Here is a 16,667-nt window from a genome sequence, read left to right on the forward strand (position 1 = left end):
ACAAAAATAACATTTTATAGGTGTTTCGTACCTGATGGTTTTTTAATTTTACCTTACAACAAAAAACAAGCCATGATGCACCGATGTTCCTGGAGTACCAACGAAGATATTTATATCCGTTACCACGATGAAGAATGGGGCGTTCCGGTCCATGATGATCGGAAACTGTTCGAATTCCTGATTTTGGAAGGAGCCCAAGCCGGGTTGAGCTGGATAACTATTCTGAAACGGCGTGAAGCCTACCGGGATGCTTTCGACCAGTTCGATCCGGAAAAGGTTGCCCGTTATGATGCAGCAAAAATCGAAGAACTGCTGCAACGCCCCGATCTGATTCGCAACCGTCTGAAAATTAATTCTGCCGTTACCAATGCGCAGGCTTTCCTGAAAGTGCAGGAGGAATTTGGGTCGTTCGATAAATACATCTGGAGCTTTGTTGACGGGAAACCGATTCAGAACAAGTGGAAGAAACTGAATGAAATTCCTGCACAAACTCGGCTGTCGGTAAAAATCTCAAAGGATTTAAAAAAGCGCGGGTTTAAATTTGTTGGGCCTACTATCGTGTATGCACACATGCAGGCTACCGGCATGGTGAATGATCACCTGGTAGATTGCTTTAGGTACAAAGAAGTAGCAGAATAATCATTTTATAGATACCGTTTTTTCAGAAAGTTGGCGCGCGAAAAATCCAGCAGCCGGTAATGCGGGTGGTAAAGCTTTTCGTAAACCTGGCTGTGATGCCCCACGTAATTTTCACTTTGCAGCTGGTCTTCGAGCGCTTTTTCGTCTTCGGCAAAATTGTTGAGCGCAGGTGTGATTTCCCTGATAATTTCGAGAATATCATTCCACTCTGCTCTCCACTCCGTTATTTCAGGTGGATTAACGGATTGCGCACTTTCCAGAAAAAGCGGAAAAAAGACTTCGATTGGAATAATATCTTCTTTCAGCAGTTTCAGGTTAACTCTGAAAAACTGCTGGCGGTAACCCAGAGGAAGCAAATCGGGAACATCAAACTGTTTCGCTTCTCTGACCTCTCTTTCCAGGTAGTCATACGCACGGTCGACATCTTCTACCAGATGGCCGGGGCCATAACGGTCCTGGAAGAAGTTTTTATATAGATCCGTTAGCCTTGCTTCCGGATGCCAGCGAAGTTCCAGTTTTAATGCGTCAATGATTTTGTTTTTCCTGATAGTGCTATCCATTTTCTTTTTTTGCTTTTCTGTCTTCGGTGCAAAATATGCCAACCATTAAAATAAGAAAATGTTGTGTATTCCCTTAATTTACTAAGGTTTTTTATTGTTTTTTCAAGTTTTATGACGTTGCCTTCTTCCAGACACTGGTATTACTTGCTGCGCGGAAGCAACTCTTCATTTACCCACCTAAAATCGGGGGCTTCGGTTAGTAGTTGTTTGAACAGTTTGTTTGCTTCCTTTTTCCGGTTGTCTTCCAGATATGCGTTGCTCAGCCACGCCCCGACATAATAATAGAACCAGTTTTTTTTCGCATCTGGTTCGGCATTTATCAATTTCCAGGCTTTTTCATAATTCCGGATAGCTGTTTCGCGACTGCCACCCAAAATAGCCGGACGGAAGAAGTAACTGTTTCCCTCTTCAAACCATACACTAGGTTCCTTTGGATCTAACTTTTTAGCCAGCTCAATGTTTTCCTGGCTTTGTGGCCCCAACCAAGGCGCTTTCCATGGTTTTAAACCTATTTGATAACCGATGAGAGCTGCTTTTAAAGTATAGAGTTTTGCTGAATCCGGGTATTGAATAATGGCCTGATCCAGAATTGTCATTGTCTTTTCGATGCGCTGTTTGGCTTCTTTCTTCTTTTTTTCCGAAAGGAGATATCCAATATAGCCATATTGCGCCTGACAGAGCGTAAATATGAAGTTGAAATCATCCGACTTTGGTTGGCGTTCAAGTTGGGCCATGAGTGACGGCCAGTTGTCCATTTTACTTTGAAGATAGCTGGTTTTTATCTGATGCCGGATGGAATCAAGAGGTGTTTCTTTCGGTTGTTTTTCTTGCGGAAAAGCGTTGGACAGACCGGCAACCAGAAGAAAACACACTGTTAGCCAAAAGGTATTTCCCGATCTTTCCATTTTACGGTTTTTTTGTGTTTCCCCAGAAGGTTCCGGGCGATGATGTTTGTTAAGGCAGCCATTTGTGCCGGATGATAGTAGAGGTTGGTCCAAACTGACTGGCCGCTGTGTAACGAGATGATAATTCTCAAAAGAAGAATTTGCCCGATTAATATGAACATTCCTGCTACTGGAAGCATCAACAAGGCCAGCAAAATTCCCGGAACGGTGAGCAACCAGAAGAGCAACATAATGGCTGAGCTACCTCCGAAATACTGATGAATATTACGCGAGAAACCTTCCACTGCTTCCCGGTAAGAGGAGTACATTCGACAGGAAACTGCACCGAAGTTTGCCAGCACTTCTGTCGGATGGCCTGCTTTCTTCATTCTTTTCATAATTAAAATGTCCTCTACATTTTCCACTTTTACCTGTTCATGCCATCTATTTTCACGGTAGTTGTTTGCTTCAAATAGCATGAACTGGCCATTGGCAGCTGCCAGCGAAGGTTTCTTCGATAACTTGACTAATGGCAAAGGCAAGAGACTAATCAATATCCAGTTCATTAACGGAACGGTTGATTTTTCTCCCTTCGAATACATAACCTGCCGGGGAAAGATGGAGAGAAGCGAAAGTTTTGCCTGAATAGCCCTGCTGATTATGGGAGACAGAAAGTCGCGTTGAATAGTGACATCTGCGTCGAGGAAGAGCAGGTAATCTCCGGTTGCTTTTTCGGCGAGCTGGTGACACGCAAAATTCTTTCCCAACCATCCGGTGGGAAGTTCTTTGCTGGTGAACCATCGAAAATTTTTTGCTTGTTGCTTGAATTTTTCCAGAATCTCAGGTGTACTGTCTGTGGAATGATCGTTGCAGACGACGACTTCATAATCCGGGTAAGTCAACTTGCTGAGGGATTTGAGTAAAGCCGGTAAGTTATGTTCTTCGTTTCGGGCCGGAATCAGAATTGATACCGTCGGATTTTCTTCCGGTAGGGAAACCGTGAAATTTGTTGGGCGGGTGAGGAAGTTCACCAAGGCAATGATAAGCCGTAAACACAGGAATACAAACGATATGATGGCAAATGTGTACATCCTTATTGGTTGGTTTGCTGAGCAATGCAGTCACGGTAAAAGTGGTTGAAGTCGTTCTCTATGTCTGGGTAGGAATAACTTCCGGAAAGTCCTTTATCCTGAAAGTAGAGATACAGTCCAGGGCGGCGGTTGGAAAAATAATCGACCATAGCCACGTAGTAAACAATCCGGAAATTAAGATTGCTCCGGTCTGTCAGGAACCTAATCCCTTTCTCGAAAGAAAAAGAGCGGTTATATATTGACTGGATTTTTCCCTGTGGGTAGATGACCACCATATTACCGGAGTCCTGCAGCAATTCGGCGGTGTAATTCATGGTTTCCAGGATGCTGCGGTTGCCTTTGTTGATGGAGTAAGCGCCGGCTTTGTTCAGAAACATCCGCTGTGTAAGCTCTTTTTCCAGCATCATCACATGAAAGCACTTGTTCCAAAACTTTCGGTTGAGGTGATAAGCGATGAATCCGTCCCACCACGAAAAATGGTTGCCGATTAACAGAATCGGTTCATCTGAAACCGGAGGTTGGTTGACGAATGTTACTTTGCTAAAGTCCCATCGGAGGATGAGCGGAACATAAACGTTGAAGAAATTAGTTTGCCAAAAGAGATGTTTCGCTTTTATCATGGTTATTGCTCTTTTGTTTGATAGAGTCGCCACCAGGGAATACGCGGAAATAGATGATGCTCGTGATGGTAGCCGAAGAAATAGCAGGTAAGCATCGCTTTCACATGGTTGCGTTTCTGTGTTCGGGTCCGGTGAATATCCATGTCTGGCGTGTGTGGTTTCCGGTGAGGAACATAAGTTCCATAATAGAAAAGTTGTAGTGTACCCAGAAAAGCCGGGATGACCCAGAAAGCGAAAATCGCCGGTTGAGGGAAGATAATCGCCAACAGATTGAACAGTACTGCCATGATAATTAGCTGGTACCAGGTGACATAATTTTTCATGAAGCCAAACCACCAGAGCCAGAAGTTCTGATGGCGCTCATTGAAATCGGGGTCTTTTTCCGTACCCGGAAATTGATGATGAAGCATGTGCTTGCGCCGTAGTCGTGGAAACCACATGCCGGCAAACAGAAAAGCTGCGAGCCAGCCCAGGAAATTGTTGATTTTCCGGTTAACGGAAACCGTGCCGTGCATGGCGTCGTGAGCTGTGATAAACAGGCCGGTGTACAGGTAGCCCTGAACCAGCATATGAAACCACATCCATGGGTTGGCGATGGATGTCTGGACGTAGAGCAAAGAATAAATAAGATGAGTAGTCCAGAAAAGGATGATAATGATGGCCAGCAAAATTCCCATGATTACAATAAAATTCCCAGGAAAAGAAAAAATACGAGCTGTATCGCCATTAGTGGCAAGGCCATATGATTTTTTGTTTTCAAGCGAAACAGATGAAACAGATCGAGCATCACGACTGACGTGATGAACCATGCCAGGTAGTTCTGAAACGGAACTTCACCATTACTCCAGTTCCACATCCCGGTTTTAACGGCTGCCGGTTCCAGTATCAAATCGAACACGACCAAAATCACGGCTCCGACAAGCGCTTTCAGCCATAGCGGAAATGAAAACGGTTCTAATATCGTATAAACACAATAGATTTGAATAAGCCATAAAACACCAATAATAATAGGCGTTTCAAAGAGTTTCGGGCCGAGTGTCGTGCCGTATTCATATACTCCAAAAACATGTCCTGTTTTTACGCCCATAACTTCAACGAAGAAACCGATGGCAAAAACCAGGAACGATGCAATATACAATCCCGGAGTCGGATTTTCCTCGAAGAGATAAAGCAAAACAACGGTTGCAACCAGAAAAATGGGGGTGATGGCCTGGAAAAATGGCCTTGAATCAGGGAAAACCAGCCCGATAAGGCCAACGGCGTAAAACAACATCAACACTCTTCGTAGAGTAACTTGTGAAACGTTTTGTAATGATTTTCGAAGGTTTTTCATGGTCGTTATTCTTTGGGTATCATGTCGGATACAATTTTTGCCGAAGCCAGGCAAAGAGGAATTCCACCTCCCGGATGCACACTCCCTCCGGTAAAATACAGGCCTTTCAGTTGTTTACTGAAATTAGGATGCCGCATAAAAGCGGAGAAAATGTTATTGGAGCTTGAGCCGTACAGGGCCCCGGCTTCAGAGCTGGTACGGCGCTCGATATCTCTTGGAGTTAAACGTTTTTCGACTAAAATATGTTTTTCGATTTCCATGTTGAGTTGTGCTTCCAGTTTGGAGATGATATGCCGACGCGTCCGCTCAATTAAATTGTCCCAGTTTTGACCGCTGTCAGCCGGGGCATTTACCATGACAAACCAGTTCTCCTTGCCAGAGGGGGCATCTGCGGTTTCCATCTTACTGCTGATGTAGAGATAAATGGTCGGGTCGTCGCTGATAGCGGCTTGCGAAAACAACATTCTAAACTCTTCCATGTAGTTGGAACTGAAGAAAATGTTGTGCAGACCCGTTTCGTCGCTTTGCGTGTTCATTCCCCAGAAGAAAATCAACGCCGAGGAAGACAATTCCGGCCGTTCTTTTCTCTGAACTTGCTGGTTTAGAAACTGTCGCTTGAAGTGATGAATGTCGATATCGCTGATGACTATATCGGCCGGGATGTGCTGGTTGTTCGCTTCCACTCCGGTTACTTTTCCATTTGCGGTTGTAAGTGATTCGACCCGTGTGTTGAACTGAAAAGTTATTCCGTGGCGCATAGCGAGTTGATGCAATTCGCTGGCAATTTTGTACATCCCTCCCGAGGGGAAAAATGCGCCTGTATTGTGTTCCAAATGGGAGATGATCTTCAGGGTTGCGGGAGCCCGGAATGGATCGGATCCGTTGTAAGTGGCATACCGGTCGAATATCTGCTGTGCTTCCCTGGTCTGAAAAGCTCGTCTGTTAGCCTGATGCAGTGACCGAAACGGATCTAGCAAGCCGGGACGCATCAACGTGCCGAACGTTTTCCGGTTACGGAATGTTTTTAATCGATGAAGAGATGAGAAAATAAACAGGTCCGCTGTAAAGTGGTACAATCGTTTTGCCTTTTTCAGGTAGCGCAGCGTATTCTCTTTGGGTTCTCCTAATTTCGACTCAAGTTCATCGCTGAATCTTTCCGGCGATGTCCAGGCACGAATCCTTTTTCCTTCCGGATAAAAATAGCGGCACGATTCTTCCAGTCTTTGAATGGAAAGATAGTCTTCGGCTTTTTCGCCCAGCAGCTCAAATAGCTCTTCTACCAGGTGAGGTAAGGTTAACAACGACGGCCCCGTGTCGAAACGAAAATCTCCGGCCCGGATTTCGGACATCTTTCCGCCGGGTTGTGATTCCTGCTCAATAACAGTGACTTGGTGATTTTTCGCTGCCAAACGAATTGCTGATGCCAATCCTCCTATTCCTGCTCCGATGACGACTACCTTTTTCATGCGAATTATGTGGTGATTATCTTTTTATTTGTGTAAATTATACATAATTTAAGCTGTTGTCCTTGACATACTTGCAGCCTGACTAAATAGAATTTCTAACATTTTAATGAAAATAACCATTGCCCTTTGAACCAAAGGAAAACAATTTTGTTTAACTTTGAGAATAAAAAATTAAACAATATTTTGATTTCTTACTGTTTTTAAGGACTCAATTTAATGATTTATAAAGCAAGAATCTTTCTAATCTATTGACGAATGGAAAAATCAGTTATAGTTGTTGGTGCCGGTCTTGGAGGCTTGTCTACCGCACTCCGTCTGTCGTCTGACGGGTATCGGGTGATGGTGGTAGAGAAGAATAACCAGGCCGGAGGCCGGTTAAATCTTTTACAGAAGGATGGTTTTTCCTGGGACCTGGGGCCGACCTTTTTCAGCATGAGTTACGAGTTTCGCGAACTCATGGATTATTGCGGGTTGGAGATGCCCTTCCGTTTTGTAGAGTTAGATCCATTATATGCTGTTCATTTTGCTGACGAAAATAAACCACGCTTAATTTACAAGAATCTGAGCCTGCTGGCTAATGAATTCCGGGATGTAGAACCTGATTTTGAATTGAAGATGCGCCGTTTTTTGGATGAAACGGGCCGCTTGTTTCACGATACCGAACAGGTGATCATTCGACGAAATTTTGATTCGATTTTACAGTACGCGTTGCAATTAACGCGGGTTCCGCTGAAGCATGCGCCGAAATTGTTTCGAACGATGTGGAAAGAGCTGGAACGTCATTTTACCTCGTTCGAAGTAAAAGTGATTTTTTCGTTGGTTGGCTTCTTCCTGGGAAATACGCCGTTTAATACACCGGCGGTTTTCACTCTGCTGTCATATACCGAAATGGAACACGACGGCTATTACAACGTGGAAGGTGGCATGTACAAAATTGTCACTACGCTGATGGATGAACTGAAGAAGAGAGGCGTTCAGTTCGCCTTCGATACCGAGATTGTCGACTACCAGGCGGATGGTAAAAAGATAACCGGTTTGGTAGACGGTGAAGGAAAGGTTTGGAATGCCGATGCCTATGTGATAAACGCTGACGCAGCCTGGTTCCGTGGAGCAGTTTTGAAACGACCGGCTTATTCTGAAGCCAAGCTGGATAAGATGAACTGGACCATGGCCCCGTTGACGATTTACCTCGGAATCAAAGGGAAGCTGGATGACATGTATCACCATAACTATTTTCTGAGAAAGAACTTTGAGGAATATGCAGGGGGAATTTTTGAAAACAAAGTGAGCCTCGATCAGCCGTATTATTACGTCAATATTCCTTCGATGCATAATCCGGATTATGCTCCGGAAGGGCACGAAAGTGTTTTTATCCTTTGTCCTGTTCCCGATAGGAGATATAAGCCCTCCTGGGACGATGCCGAAGAAATTGCCGATCGGATTATCGATGACTTTTCCGAACGGACCGGAACGAATTTGAGGGAGCGCATTGTCTCGCGAACGGTTTTCTCACCTGTCGAATGGGAGTCGAAGTTCCGGTTATTCCGCGGAAGCGGATTGGGATTGGGACATAACCTGATGCAGGTTGGGGGATTACGTCCCCGAAATTTCGATGAATATTTCCGCAATGTATTTTATGTTGGAGCTTCGACCACGCCCGGTACGGGTTTGCCAATGACGGTTATCAGCTCCCGGTTAGTTACTGAACGAATAAACCAGGCTTATGGACTTGTATCTGAAAACCAGCATTGACTGTAGTCGTGTTACCACCCGTAACTACAGCACATCGTTCTCGCTGGGGATTTTGATGTTGAAACCCCGTTACCGTGATGCGATTTACTCCATTTATGGTTATGTCCGTTTTGCGGATGAGATTGTCGATACCTTCTTCGAGTATCAGCAGCGGGAGCTTTTGCAGGAGTTCCGGAAGCAAACCTACGAGGCAATTGAGCGGGGCATCAGTATGAACCCGGTGCTGAACAGTTTCCAGTATGTGGTAAACAAATATCATATTGCTCATCAGCTCATCGACGCTTTCCTCGACAGCATGGAGATGGATCTGGATTTTGATGTGTACGATGAAAAGCGTCTCAAGACATACATTTATGGCTCGGCCGAAGTGGTTGGATTAATGTGTTTGCGGGTTTTCTATCCGGATGACGACAAGACTTACCAGGAATTAGTCTATCCGGCGAGAAAGTTGGGAGAGGTTTTTCAGAAAGTGAATTTCCTGCGCGACATCAAAGATGATTACCAGGGGAAAGGACGCCTTTATTTTCAAGATATCAACTTTTCATGTTTCGATGAGGAAGCCAAGCGAAAAATAGAGGAGGATATTGAAGCTGATTTTAAAGAGGCTTTTCAGGGAATCATCAGGCTACACCGCGACGTTCGTCTTGGAGTTTATCTTGCCTATTTGTATTATCGTAAATTATTCGAAAAAATTAAACATACCAAACCAAATCATATCCTGAAAGCGCGGCTACGTGTTCCGGGATTTCGAAAAATGACATTGCTTTTTACGGCGTATGCCCGTCATGCTTTTGGTTTGATTATTTAATTAAATGGCTACCGGAAAGTATACATATTTTATTCTTTTATTCCTGAGCCTTCTCGGGCCGTTATTGCTTAGTTTCGACAAGAAGGTGCATTACTATAAGCGTTGGAAATTTCTGTTTCCTGCCATCTTGCGGGCAGCGGTCTTATTCATCTTGTGGGATATCATTTTTACCCAGGCCGCTATCTGGGGGTTCAATGAAAAGTACATTGTTGGATGGCAGATTTGGCACCTTCCGGTGGAAGAGTGGCTTTTTTTCCTGATTATCCCGTTCAGCTGTCTTTTTATTTTTGATGTAATTGTTTTTTATTTCCCGGAAGCGGAATTTCGGTCAAAATATGTAAATAAAGCGGTCTTGATCGTCCTAGCTGGCCTGTTGTTGGTTTTCTCACTTTATTTTCGAAATCGGTACTACACTTTCATTGTGTCGCTTCTGACCGCTTCTTACCTCGTTATGATTCTCATTTTCAGACGTCGTATCAATTGGCTGGCCCACTTTCTGATTGCCTACCTGATTGCCTTAATTCCATTCTCGATTGTGAACGGAATCCTCACCAGCCTTCCGGTGGTTCGGTACAACCCGTCCGATAATATCGGCATTCGTTTTATGACGATTCCGCTGGAAGATTTTATCTATTTGTTTTTGCTGCTTTTAATGGTGACTGATTTTTACAAAGTGCTTTTTCGGAAGAATAGTAAGTGACAGGTAATAAGTGTATTTGAAACACGAGAATACCTTTTTCGTTAATTTCCCGTTAACCTATTGTGATCTTAGTCGTTTGTTGCCGTTAAATATTTTCATATTTTCGTTGGCTATGAGTTAATTGTAGTTAACATATAAATTAAATATCTCTAATGAATCGTTTTAAGTTTTTTATGCTCCTGGCTGGATTATTAGCATTTACATGGAATGTGTCGGCACAGGACAAGGAGAAGAGTAGCAAAGAAGAAGGCTATCATTTTACGACCGTCAAAGAGTTACCCCATACTTCGGTTAAAGACCAATATCGTTCGGGAACCTGCTGGGCATTTAGTGGACTCTCTTTTCTCGAGTCGGAAATGTTGCGTATGGGCAAGCCGAAGGTTAATCTTTCGGAAATGTTCGTGGTTTACCATTGCTATATCGACAAGGCAATTAAGACCGTACGTTTGCACGGAAATCTGAATTTCGGTCCCGGTGGTGCTTTCCACGATGTGACCTACGTGCTGAAGAATTACGGTATTGTTCCGGAAGATGTATACACCGGTCTTAACTACGGAGAGAAGAAGCACGTTCATGGCGAGATGGACGACGTTTTGAAAGGCATTGTTGACGCAGTGATTGAAAACAAAAACAAGAAGCTTTCTACTGCGTGGGAAGAATCAGTAACCGGAACGCTGGATGCGTATCTTGGTGACTTGCCGACAAAATTTGAATACAAAGGGAAAGAATATACTCCGAAGACTTTTGCCAACGAATATTGCGGTTTGAATCCTGATGATTATGTCGAGATTACATCGTTTACACATCATCCTTTCTACTCTAAGTTCAAGCTCGAAGTGCCTGATAACTGGGAGTGGGACGAAGTGTACAATGTTCCGCTGGACGAGATGATGAAAATTATCGACAATTCGTTGAATAGCGGTTATACCGTTGCCTGGGCTGCTGATGTGAGCGAAAAAGGATTTTCTACTTCGAAAAAAGGAGTGGCAGTTGTTCCGGATGCGGACGTGAAGGATATGACAAACACGGAGCTTTCAAAGTGGGAGAAACTGACTGCAAAAGAGAAAAACGAGCAACTCTACAAACTGGACAAACCCGGAAAAGAGAAGCACATTACCCAGGAAATGCGGCAGGAAGCATTCGACGATTGGCAAACAACCGACGATCACGGAATGCATATTATCGGTTTGGCTAAAGACCAGAACGGTACCATGTACTACAAAGTGAAAAATTCGTGGGGTGACTATAACGCATGGGACGGATACTTCTATGCTTCGAAACCTTACGTTCGTTACAAGACCACTTGTATCATGGTAAATAAAAATGCTATTCCGAAAGCAATTAGGGAAAAGCTGGGACTTTAAGAAGAAGTGCTGAAAAATATAAAGAGGTTGCGGGCTTGATGTCTGCAACCTTTTCTTTTTTTAGAAAAAGAAAACCCGACATGATTGCCGGGCTTTTTTGAAGAAAATCGAAAAACTAACTCACTTGTGCTGTATACTTAATCTAAAACCTCTGTATTGAAAATTATTTATTTTACTCCCCAGTATTCATTCGATGTCATCCAGTTTTCCATTGCCAGTTTCTGGTCTGATTCTTTTTCAGGTCCCATCCAGTAGCTGTTGGAGGTCATCCAGTTTTGGATGGTCAGCGGGCTGTCCGATACATTCTCGTTTTCGTTAACTCCCCAGTAGTTTTCATTGCTCATCCAATCTTCTATATTCAACTGGTTGTCTTGTTCGCTGCCGGTCCAGTAGTTGTCGTTGCTCATCCAGTTTTCTACTTCCAGTGAATTATCGACTTCAGCTGTAACGTTCATGTCCGAAAGTGCTTCCAGAGAAGTGTTGGCGATACTGGCCGCAGGTGAGAGCATGGCGATGAATGCCGAAATTCCCTGAGCATTTGCAATACTGGTTAAACCTACTGTTAAAACTATCATGATGGTAGCGATGACCCTTTTTGTTGATTTTAATGCTTGTGCTTTCATGACTTTATTTTTTTTACTTGTTTTTTGTCCGTTTGCCTCTGTTATCACAGTTTGTGTGCCAAAAAGTGTAAGTTGCTCATATATAGAAAGTAACTGGGCTTCTTGTTTGCTTCCGACTTGTATCATTTTGAACGAATTAGAACACACTGTGTACGATTCCGAACATTTGGGAGTGAATTTTTTCGGTGGATGGGACAGTTGATTTTGCTGGTAAAATGTGGGAATCAGATCTGGAGCTCTGGGACGATAGCCTTTTAAGTGTAAAAAAAGAGTGCCCGAAAAAAAACGGGCACTCTTTCAATACAATTACTCAATAACTGGTGCTGTAATCAAATTCAAAACCAATCTTTTTAAAATATCTTGAAAATCATTTTCCTTAAACTCTGCACCTGGTTTATTACATAAAGTGTGCCATAATTGATTGTTAAGAAGACTTTTTGAGAAAGAGTGACTCAGAAAGAGGTTCTTCTGGCGAAGGTAAAAACCTATGAGCAACAAAAAACCCGGAAGGTTATTCCGGGTTTGGGGTATATTGAATTACAGGAGAGGGCACATCGGATGTTTATTTGCCACTCCAGTAATGATTGTCGTGCATCCACTCTTCAACCTTTAGAGGTTCTTCCTCAATTACTGAAGGGTTAAGTAATGCTTCACATGGTACACCTGTCCAGTAGTAATCACAGTACATCCACAATTCGATGTCCAGTTCGTTGTCGGTTTCGAAGCGGTTAAAGACGACAGTCCGCCCGAAATTTTCTTCTGCTTCCGAAGTATTCGTGTTCAACTGAAGATCATTTTCGTATGCCTCGATTGCGGCTGAATAGGTTGCGTTTTCATTCAAAGCCAGTTGTTCATCTGAACTTTGTGAATAAGCCCGAAAGACGAATGTCAGGCTCAGAAGAACTGCCAAAAGGACTGTTGCCAGTTGGTAGTTCACTTGTGCGGTTAATACTTTTGCTTTCATTTTATGGCCCTCCTCATTAAGATGGTTAATCACCTACCCTAAAGCATGATGTGTGCCACAATATGTAATTACTAGTATTTCAGTGTTTTATGATTGTCTTTGATGTTTAATGAAGTCAAAAAAGTGAACGAATTGGTTCGTTCACTTGTGCGAATCCGAACAAAATTTTGATTTATGTTGAGAGACTGGCTTCGTATCAGACAGCATCTGATGGGATTATGTCAAAATGATAGGTCGGATTGGTTAGTGGCAAGCCTATGGCTGCTTAGGGGGAAAGTTAGCGTTGCCTGTCTATTAAATATAACGAATTGCAAAAAGGAGCATTTTCAAAAATAAGCTGCGTTATAGCGGGTAAAATTATGAGGTTATAGATTAGGTCGTATTGCTGTTGTTAATGGAGTGTGTGTGAAATTGAGTCTGGACGGCTCCTGTAATAAACAGCAAAGGGGAGGTAATCGGTTGATTTCCTCCCCTGATTATTTTAGTTCCAGATATTTCTATTCGTATCGAAGTGATTCGGCCGGGTCGGCGTTAATTGTTCTCCACAATTGACGATAGACAGTAAATATAGCTATCGCGAAGACAGCTGCCGAAACAAACAGGTAATTGGTAATGCTGAGATTGACCTGGTAGGCAAATCTCGATAGCCATAACCTGGATATTTGGTACGCGAGCGGCAGTGCCAGCAAACTGGCTAATACGACCAATTGCAGTGTTTCTTTCGATAGCAGGAAGACCAACTCCCGTGTACCGGCGCCCAACACTTTTCTGATGCCAATCTCTTTGGTCCGGTATACCGTTATCAATGCCATGAGCGAGTATAACCCCATGCAGGCAATGAATATGGCAAAGAATGAAAATGCTACGGCTACTTCACCCGTCGAGCGTTCTTCGGTATACTGTTTTTGCAAGTTGTCCGACATGGAAAACTCACTAAACAAGGTGGTTGGATTTTCCTCTTCCCATATTTTTTTTACTTCTGCAATATCTTTATCGGAAGGCGGAGATTTAAAACGTATGGAGGTGAACCTGCTGAAACGCGGAACTTCCGGTAGAAAAATCAGCGGTTGCACTTCTTCGTGAAATGATTCGAAATGAAAATTACGAACGACTCCTTTTACTGTATACTCAACCTGGTCGCCATTTTGAAGCAAACGGAGAAGATGCTTACCAACCGGGTCTTTAAGTCCCATGTATTGCGCCGCTTTTTCATTGAGAATTACAGCGATTGGTTTTGTTTCACTACCTGCTTGAGCCGTTGAATCGTTTAACTGGCTGAACAAATGCTTTGGTTCGGTCGATTCGCCCGGTATTGCTTTAGTCGAATCGATGAAGTGCATACCATAAGTCTTGAGAAAATGATTGTCCGCCCAGTTTACCTGCAGAAGATAGTTCTGGTTGGTCGAATCATTCATTTTATGAAAGGTATACATATCAATTAGCTGACCCGGAACAGCACTTGAATAGGACAGATCCGTAACGCGCGGAAGAGCTTTTATTCGCTCAGCGAATGCGTCACGATTGTCTCCCAAGCCGGTTGAATTGTCCAAAACGAGCAAGTTATTCTTGTCGAAGCCAATGCTTTTGGACTGAATGTAATTCAGTTGTCGGTAGATGGTCGATGTTGAATAGATGATCACAATGGAAAACAGGAACTGAAGAATCACTAATACGCCTCGCAAACCTTTGGCGCGTGGACCCAGTTTTTTCTGATTCTGCAAAATGGTGGCCGGGGTGAAGCGGGTAACATAAAAAGCAGGATACAACCCAGCAATGATTCCCGTAATTAAAGCAATTCCGAAAATTATCGGGGATAGTTTGAGCAATGACTGCGATAGTGACGGGCTCGAAAACTGATACATCTCTTCAAGCTGTGGAAAAGCCAGTTCAACAATGACCAGGGCAAGGAATAGCGAAATAAAACTGATGGTAATCGACTCAGCTAAAAACTGGCGGGCCATATCCCTCCGGTGTGAGCCTAACAATTTGCGGATTCCGATTTCACGGGTTCTTCCGGCCAATCTTGCGGTAGACAGGTTAGCGTAGTTGATGGCAGCAATGAGGATAATTAACAGCGAGATGGCTCCAAGAACGATCAGCGTTTCAATATTGGCATTCTTCGACATCTCGTAGTTGAGATGTGAGAAAAGATGAATTCTCCTAATTTGTTGTAGTTTGATAATGAAATTATTCCCCATGTCATGGAATTCCTGGGGAGTCATCTTGGTAGTTCGCTCAATTTCCGGTGTCGCGGCTTTAAGGTATGCCTGCAGCAATTTATATTCAATATCGGTAATGCCGCCAATGGCATTGGGCGGAGCCGGTTTGTCCATATCTACTCCCGGCTTAAAGCGGTAGTAGGTGTAGAGAAAGCTCGATAGCCAGGAGTTGTTGGGTAACTCCAGTGTAGGAAGCGAGGCTAATGCACTGTATTGAATTTGCGTGTTATACGGACAATCTTCAACCACACCGGTAATTGTCCATTTGGTATCGTTCTCCGAGATAATCTTCTTTCCTATGGCTCCTTCCGGGAAATAGGTTTTCGCCATCGACTCGGTAATAACGATGCTTTTTTCTTTCGACAGGCAGGTGGCAGGATTCCCTTGCAGAAGCTTAAACCCGAACATGTCGAAAAACGTGGAATCGACAAAAAGGAGTGACGGTGCATCCAAAACTTCGTCATTCTTTGTTTTCAGCAGAATTTTACGTTCGCTTTTGTATATGCGACACGCCTGTTCAATCTCGGGAACGCGTTTCTTCAAACCAAAAGCAAATCGGGGAGGGGTAACCGCAAAGTTGGTTCCGATACTTCCCATTTTCGATTCGATAGTGGCCCGATACAACCGGCTGTCATCCGGATGAAAATCATCGAAGTGGGTTTGGGTCCATACATGAAGCATTACCAGTATAGCACAGGCCATACCGATCGCCAATCCGAAAACATTAATAAAAAAGTAATCCTTGTTTCGGCGGAGGTTCCGGATCGCCAGCTTTATATAGTTTTTGGTCATCATGATATTGCGACGATTAAATTCCGGTTGGCATGGTGAAATTTTCGGTAACAACGTGTCCGTCGAACAGGTGGATGATACGTTGTGCCCGTTGTGCATGCATTTTTGAGTGGGTGACCATTACAATGGTGGTTCCTTCCTCATTTAAGCTGGTTAATAGTCGCATGATTTCTTCGCCATGCGTACTATCCAGATTTCCGGTTGGCTCATCAGCTAAAATAATGCGCGGCCGGCTCACGATCGCTCTGGCTACGGCAACCCTTTGCTGTTGACCTCCCGAGAGTTGCTGGGGAAAATAATCGGAGCGGTGCCCCAGGTTGAAACGGTCAAGTAAATTGTCTACTCTCTTCTTGCGTTCGGTCGAATGTATTTTCTGGTAAATCAGTGGTAATTCAATGTTTTCCCGGACGGTTAATTCGTCAATCAAATTAAAGCTCTGAAAAACGTACGAGAAACTTTCTTTTCGGATATCGGTTCGTTGACGTTCACTTAAGCTCGAAACGATCCGGTTGTCAAAATAATAGGTGCCGGAGCTGGGAGTTTCAATCAGGCCCATAATGTTCAGCAAGGTTGTTTTTCCGCAGCCGGAAGGTCCCATTACACTGACAAATTCTCCTTCATCTATTGTTAGGTTTATATTGGTTAATGCTCTGGTTTCCACTTCTCTTGTTGTGAAAACCTTAGAGATATCTTGTAAATTTATCATAAGTTATGTAGTTCGAATGCTTTTATCCTTTTATGACAAATGCAACCATGAATTGTGCCAACTTGCAATAGTCATATAATCAGGCAAATATAATTTTATCTTTTAATTTTTATGTCCGAATGCGTACAGTTTGTGTTCGAATTCGT

General features: G+C 43.5%; 16 protein-coding genes. 5 read left to right on the plus strand and 11 right to left on the minus strand.

Annotated features, from left to right (window positions below):
* Positions 1-72 precede the first annotated feature (72 nt).
* A complete protein-coding gene (locus AC060N_RS05295; RefSeq protein ID WP_153638116.1) occupies positions 73-639 on the plus strand; it encodes a DNA-3-methyladenine glycosylase I in 567 nt (188 codons plus the stop codon).
* Between the two features lie 5 nt (positions 640-644).
* On the opposite strand, the gene AC060N_RS05300 is transcribed toward AC060N_RS05295, so the two are convergent.
* The 7 genes from AC060N_RS05300 to crtD all read right to left on the minus strand — a co-directional run bounded on the left by AC060N_RS05300 (position 645) and on the right by crtD (position 6,593).
* Positions 645-1,199, minus strand: a complete 555-nt coding sequence (locus AC060N_RS05300; protein WP_479526183.1) for a hypothetical protein — start codon at positions 1,197-1,199, stop codon at positions 645-647.
* Positions 1,200-1,339: 140 nt separating this feature from the next.
* A complete protein-coding gene (locus AC060N_RS05305; protein ID WP_479526184.1) occupies positions 1,340-2,104 on the minus strand; it encodes a tetratricopeptide repeat protein in 765 nt (254 codons plus the stop codon).
* A complete protein-coding gene (locus tag AC060N_RS05310) occupies positions 2,074-3,174 on the minus strand; it encodes a glycosyltransferase family 2 protein (protein ID WP_479526185.1) in 1,101 nt (366 codons plus the stop codon). The genes AC060N_RS05305 and AC060N_RS05310 overlap by 31 nt, the downstream gene beginning before the upstream one ends.
* A gap of 2 nt (positions 3,175-3,176) precedes the next feature.
* Positions 3,177-3,794: a 1-acyl-sn-glycerol-3-phosphate acyltransferase gene (locus AC060N_RS05315; protein ID WP_106543297.1), complete on the minus strand. Its 618-nt coding sequence runs from the start codon at positions 3,792-3,794 to the stop codon at positions 3,177-3,179.
* Positions 3,795-3,796: 2 nt separating this feature from the next.
* On the minus strand, positions 3,797-4,471 hold the full coding sequence (locus AC060N_RS05320; protein ID WP_479526186.1) for a fatty acid desaturase: 675 nt from the start codon (positions 4,469-4,471) through the stop codon (positions 3,797-3,799).
* 2 nt (positions 4,472-4,473) lie between these two features.
* Positions 4,474-5,127, minus strand: a complete 654-nt coding sequence (locus AC060N_RS05325) for a carotenoid biosynthesis protein (protein ID WP_106543295.1) — start codon at positions 5,125-5,127, stop codon at positions 4,474-4,476.
* 5 nt (positions 5,128-5,132) lie between these two features.
* The gene (crtD, locus tag AC060N_RS05330; RefSeq protein WP_479526187.1) at positions 5,133-6,593 is read right to left on the minus strand and encodes a 1-hydroxycarotenoid 3,4-desaturase CrtD; all 1,461 of its coding nucleotides are present in this window, start codon (positions 6,591-6,593) and stop codon (positions 5,133-5,135) included.
* 255 nt (positions 6,594-6,848) lie between these two features.
* Here crtD and AC060N_RS05335 point away from each other — a divergent pair, with 255 nt between their 5' ends.
* From AC060N_RS05335 to AC060N_RS05350, 4 genes are all read left to right on the plus strand, one after another.
* Complete coding sequence (locus tag AC060N_RS05335; protein ID WP_106543293.1) at positions 6,849-8,345, plus strand: phytoene desaturase family protein; 1,497 nt, start codon at positions 6,849-6,851, stop codon at positions 8,343-8,345.
* Entirely contained in the window at positions 8,317-9,153 is an 837-nt protein-coding gene (locus AC060N_RS05340) for a phytoene/squalene synthase family protein (RefSeq protein ID WP_479526188.1), read from the plus strand. Before AC060N_RS05335 ends, AC060N_RS05340 begins: the two co-directional genes overlap by 29 nt.
* Before the next feature lie 4 nt (positions 9,154-9,157).
* Positions 9,158-9,853, plus strand: coding sequence for a lycopene cyclase domain-containing protein (locus AC060N_RS05345; RefSeq protein WP_479526189.1), 696 nt, complete (start codon positions 9,158-9,160; stop codon positions 9,851-9,853).
* 152 nt (positions 9,854-10,005) lie between these two features.
* Entirely contained in the window at positions 10,006-11,217 is a 1,212-nt protein-coding gene (locus AC060N_RS05350) for a C1 family peptidase (RefSeq protein WP_174821588.1), read from the plus strand.
* Positions 11,218-11,384: 167 nt separating this feature from the next.
* Here AC060N_RS05350 and AC060N_RS05355 read toward each other — a convergent pair whose 3' ends face one another.
* The 4 genes from AC060N_RS05355 to AC060N_RS05370 form a co-directional block, all read right to left on the minus strand.
* Positions 11,385-11,840, minus strand: a complete 456-nt coding sequence (locus AC060N_RS05355; protein ID WP_463235737.1) for a hypothetical protein — start codon at positions 11,838-11,840, stop codon at positions 11,385-11,387.
* Positions 11,841-12,402: 562 nt separating this feature from the next.
* Complete coding sequence (locus AC060N_RS05360; protein WP_479526190.1) at positions 12,403-12,804, minus strand: hypothetical protein; 402 nt, start codon at positions 12,802-12,804, stop codon at positions 12,403-12,405.
* 497 nt (positions 12,805-13,301) lie between these two features.
* Positions 13,302-15,818: an FtsX-like permease family protein gene (locus AC060N_RS05365; RefSeq protein WP_479526191.1), complete on the minus strand. Its 2,517-nt coding sequence runs from the start codon at positions 15,816-15,818 to the stop codon at positions 13,302-13,304.
* A 13-nt stretch (positions 15,819-15,831) separates the two neighbouring features.
* Positions 15,832-16,521 (minus strand): ABC transporter ATP-binding protein, encoded by a 690-nt coding sequence (locus AC060N_RS05370; RefSeq protein ID WP_153638131.1) that lies wholly within the window; start codon positions 16,519-16,521, stop codon positions 15,832-15,834.
* Positions 16,522-16,667: the final 146 nt, after the last annotated feature.

The organism is Prolixibacter sp. DSM 2831 (genome assembly GCF_056493735.1).

Bases quoted from the DNA above. Each gene is read 5' to 3' on its own strand.
- AC060N_RS05295 (WP_153638116.1), top strand. From the start codon at position 73: ATGATGCACCGATGTTCCTGGAGTACCAACGAAGATATTTATATCCGT.
- AC060N_RS05300 (WP_479526183.1), bottom strand. From the start codon at position 1,199: ATGGATAGCACTATCAGGAAAAACAAAATCATTGACGCATTAAAACTG.
- AC060N_RS05305 (WP_479526184.1), bottom strand. From the start codon at position 2,104: ATGGAAAGATCGGGAAATACCTTTTGGCTAACAGTGTGTTTTCTTCTG.
- AC060N_RS05310 (WP_479526185.1), bottom strand. From the start codon at position 3,174: ATGTACACATTTGCCATCATATCGTTTGTATTCCTGTGTTTACGGCTT.
- AC060N_RS05315 (WP_106543297.1), bottom strand. From the start codon at position 3,794: ATGATAAAAGCGAAACATCTCTTTTGGCAAACTAATTTCTTCAACGTT.
- AC060N_RS05320 (WP_479526186.1), bottom strand. From the start codon at position 4,471: ATGGGAATTTTGCTGGCCATCATTATCATCCTTTTCTGGACTACTCAT.
- AC060N_RS05325 (WP_106543295.1), bottom strand. From the start codon at position 5,127: ATGAAAAACCTTCGAAAATCATTACAAAACGTTTCACAAGTTACTCTA.
- crtD (WP_479526187.1), bottom strand. From the start codon at position 6,593: ATGAAAAAGGTAGTCGTCATCGGAGCAGGAATAGGAGGATTGGCATCA.
- AC060N_RS05335 (WP_106543293.1), top strand. From the start codon at position 6,849: ATGGAAAAATCAGTTATAGTTGTTGGTGCCGGTCTTGGAGGCTTGTCT.
- AC060N_RS05340 (WP_479526188.1), top strand. From the start codon at position 8,317: ATGGACTTGTATCTGAAAACCAGCATTGACTGTAGTCGTGTTACCACC.
- AC060N_RS05345 (WP_479526189.1), top strand. From the start codon at position 9,158: ATGGCTACCGGAAAGTATACATATTTTATTCTTTTATTCCTGAGCCTT.
- AC060N_RS05350 (WP_174821588.1), top strand. From the start codon at position 10,006: ATGAATCGTTTTAAGTTTTTTATGCTCCTGGCTGGATTATTAGCATTT.
- AC060N_RS05355 (WP_463235737.1), bottom strand. From the start codon at position 11,840: ATGAAAGCACAAGCATTAAAATCAACAAAAAGGGTCATCGCTACCATC.
- AC060N_RS05360 (WP_479526190.1), bottom strand. From the start codon at position 12,804: ATGAAAGCAAAAGTATTAACCGCACAAGTGAACTACCAACTGGCAACA.
- AC060N_RS05365 (WP_479526191.1), bottom strand. From the start codon at position 15,818: ATGATGACCAAAAACTATATAAAGCTGGCGATCCGGAACCTCCGCCGA.
- AC060N_RS05370 (WP_153638131.1), bottom strand. From the start codon at position 16,521: ATGATAAATTTACAAGATATCTCTAAGGTTTTCACAACAAGAGAAGTG.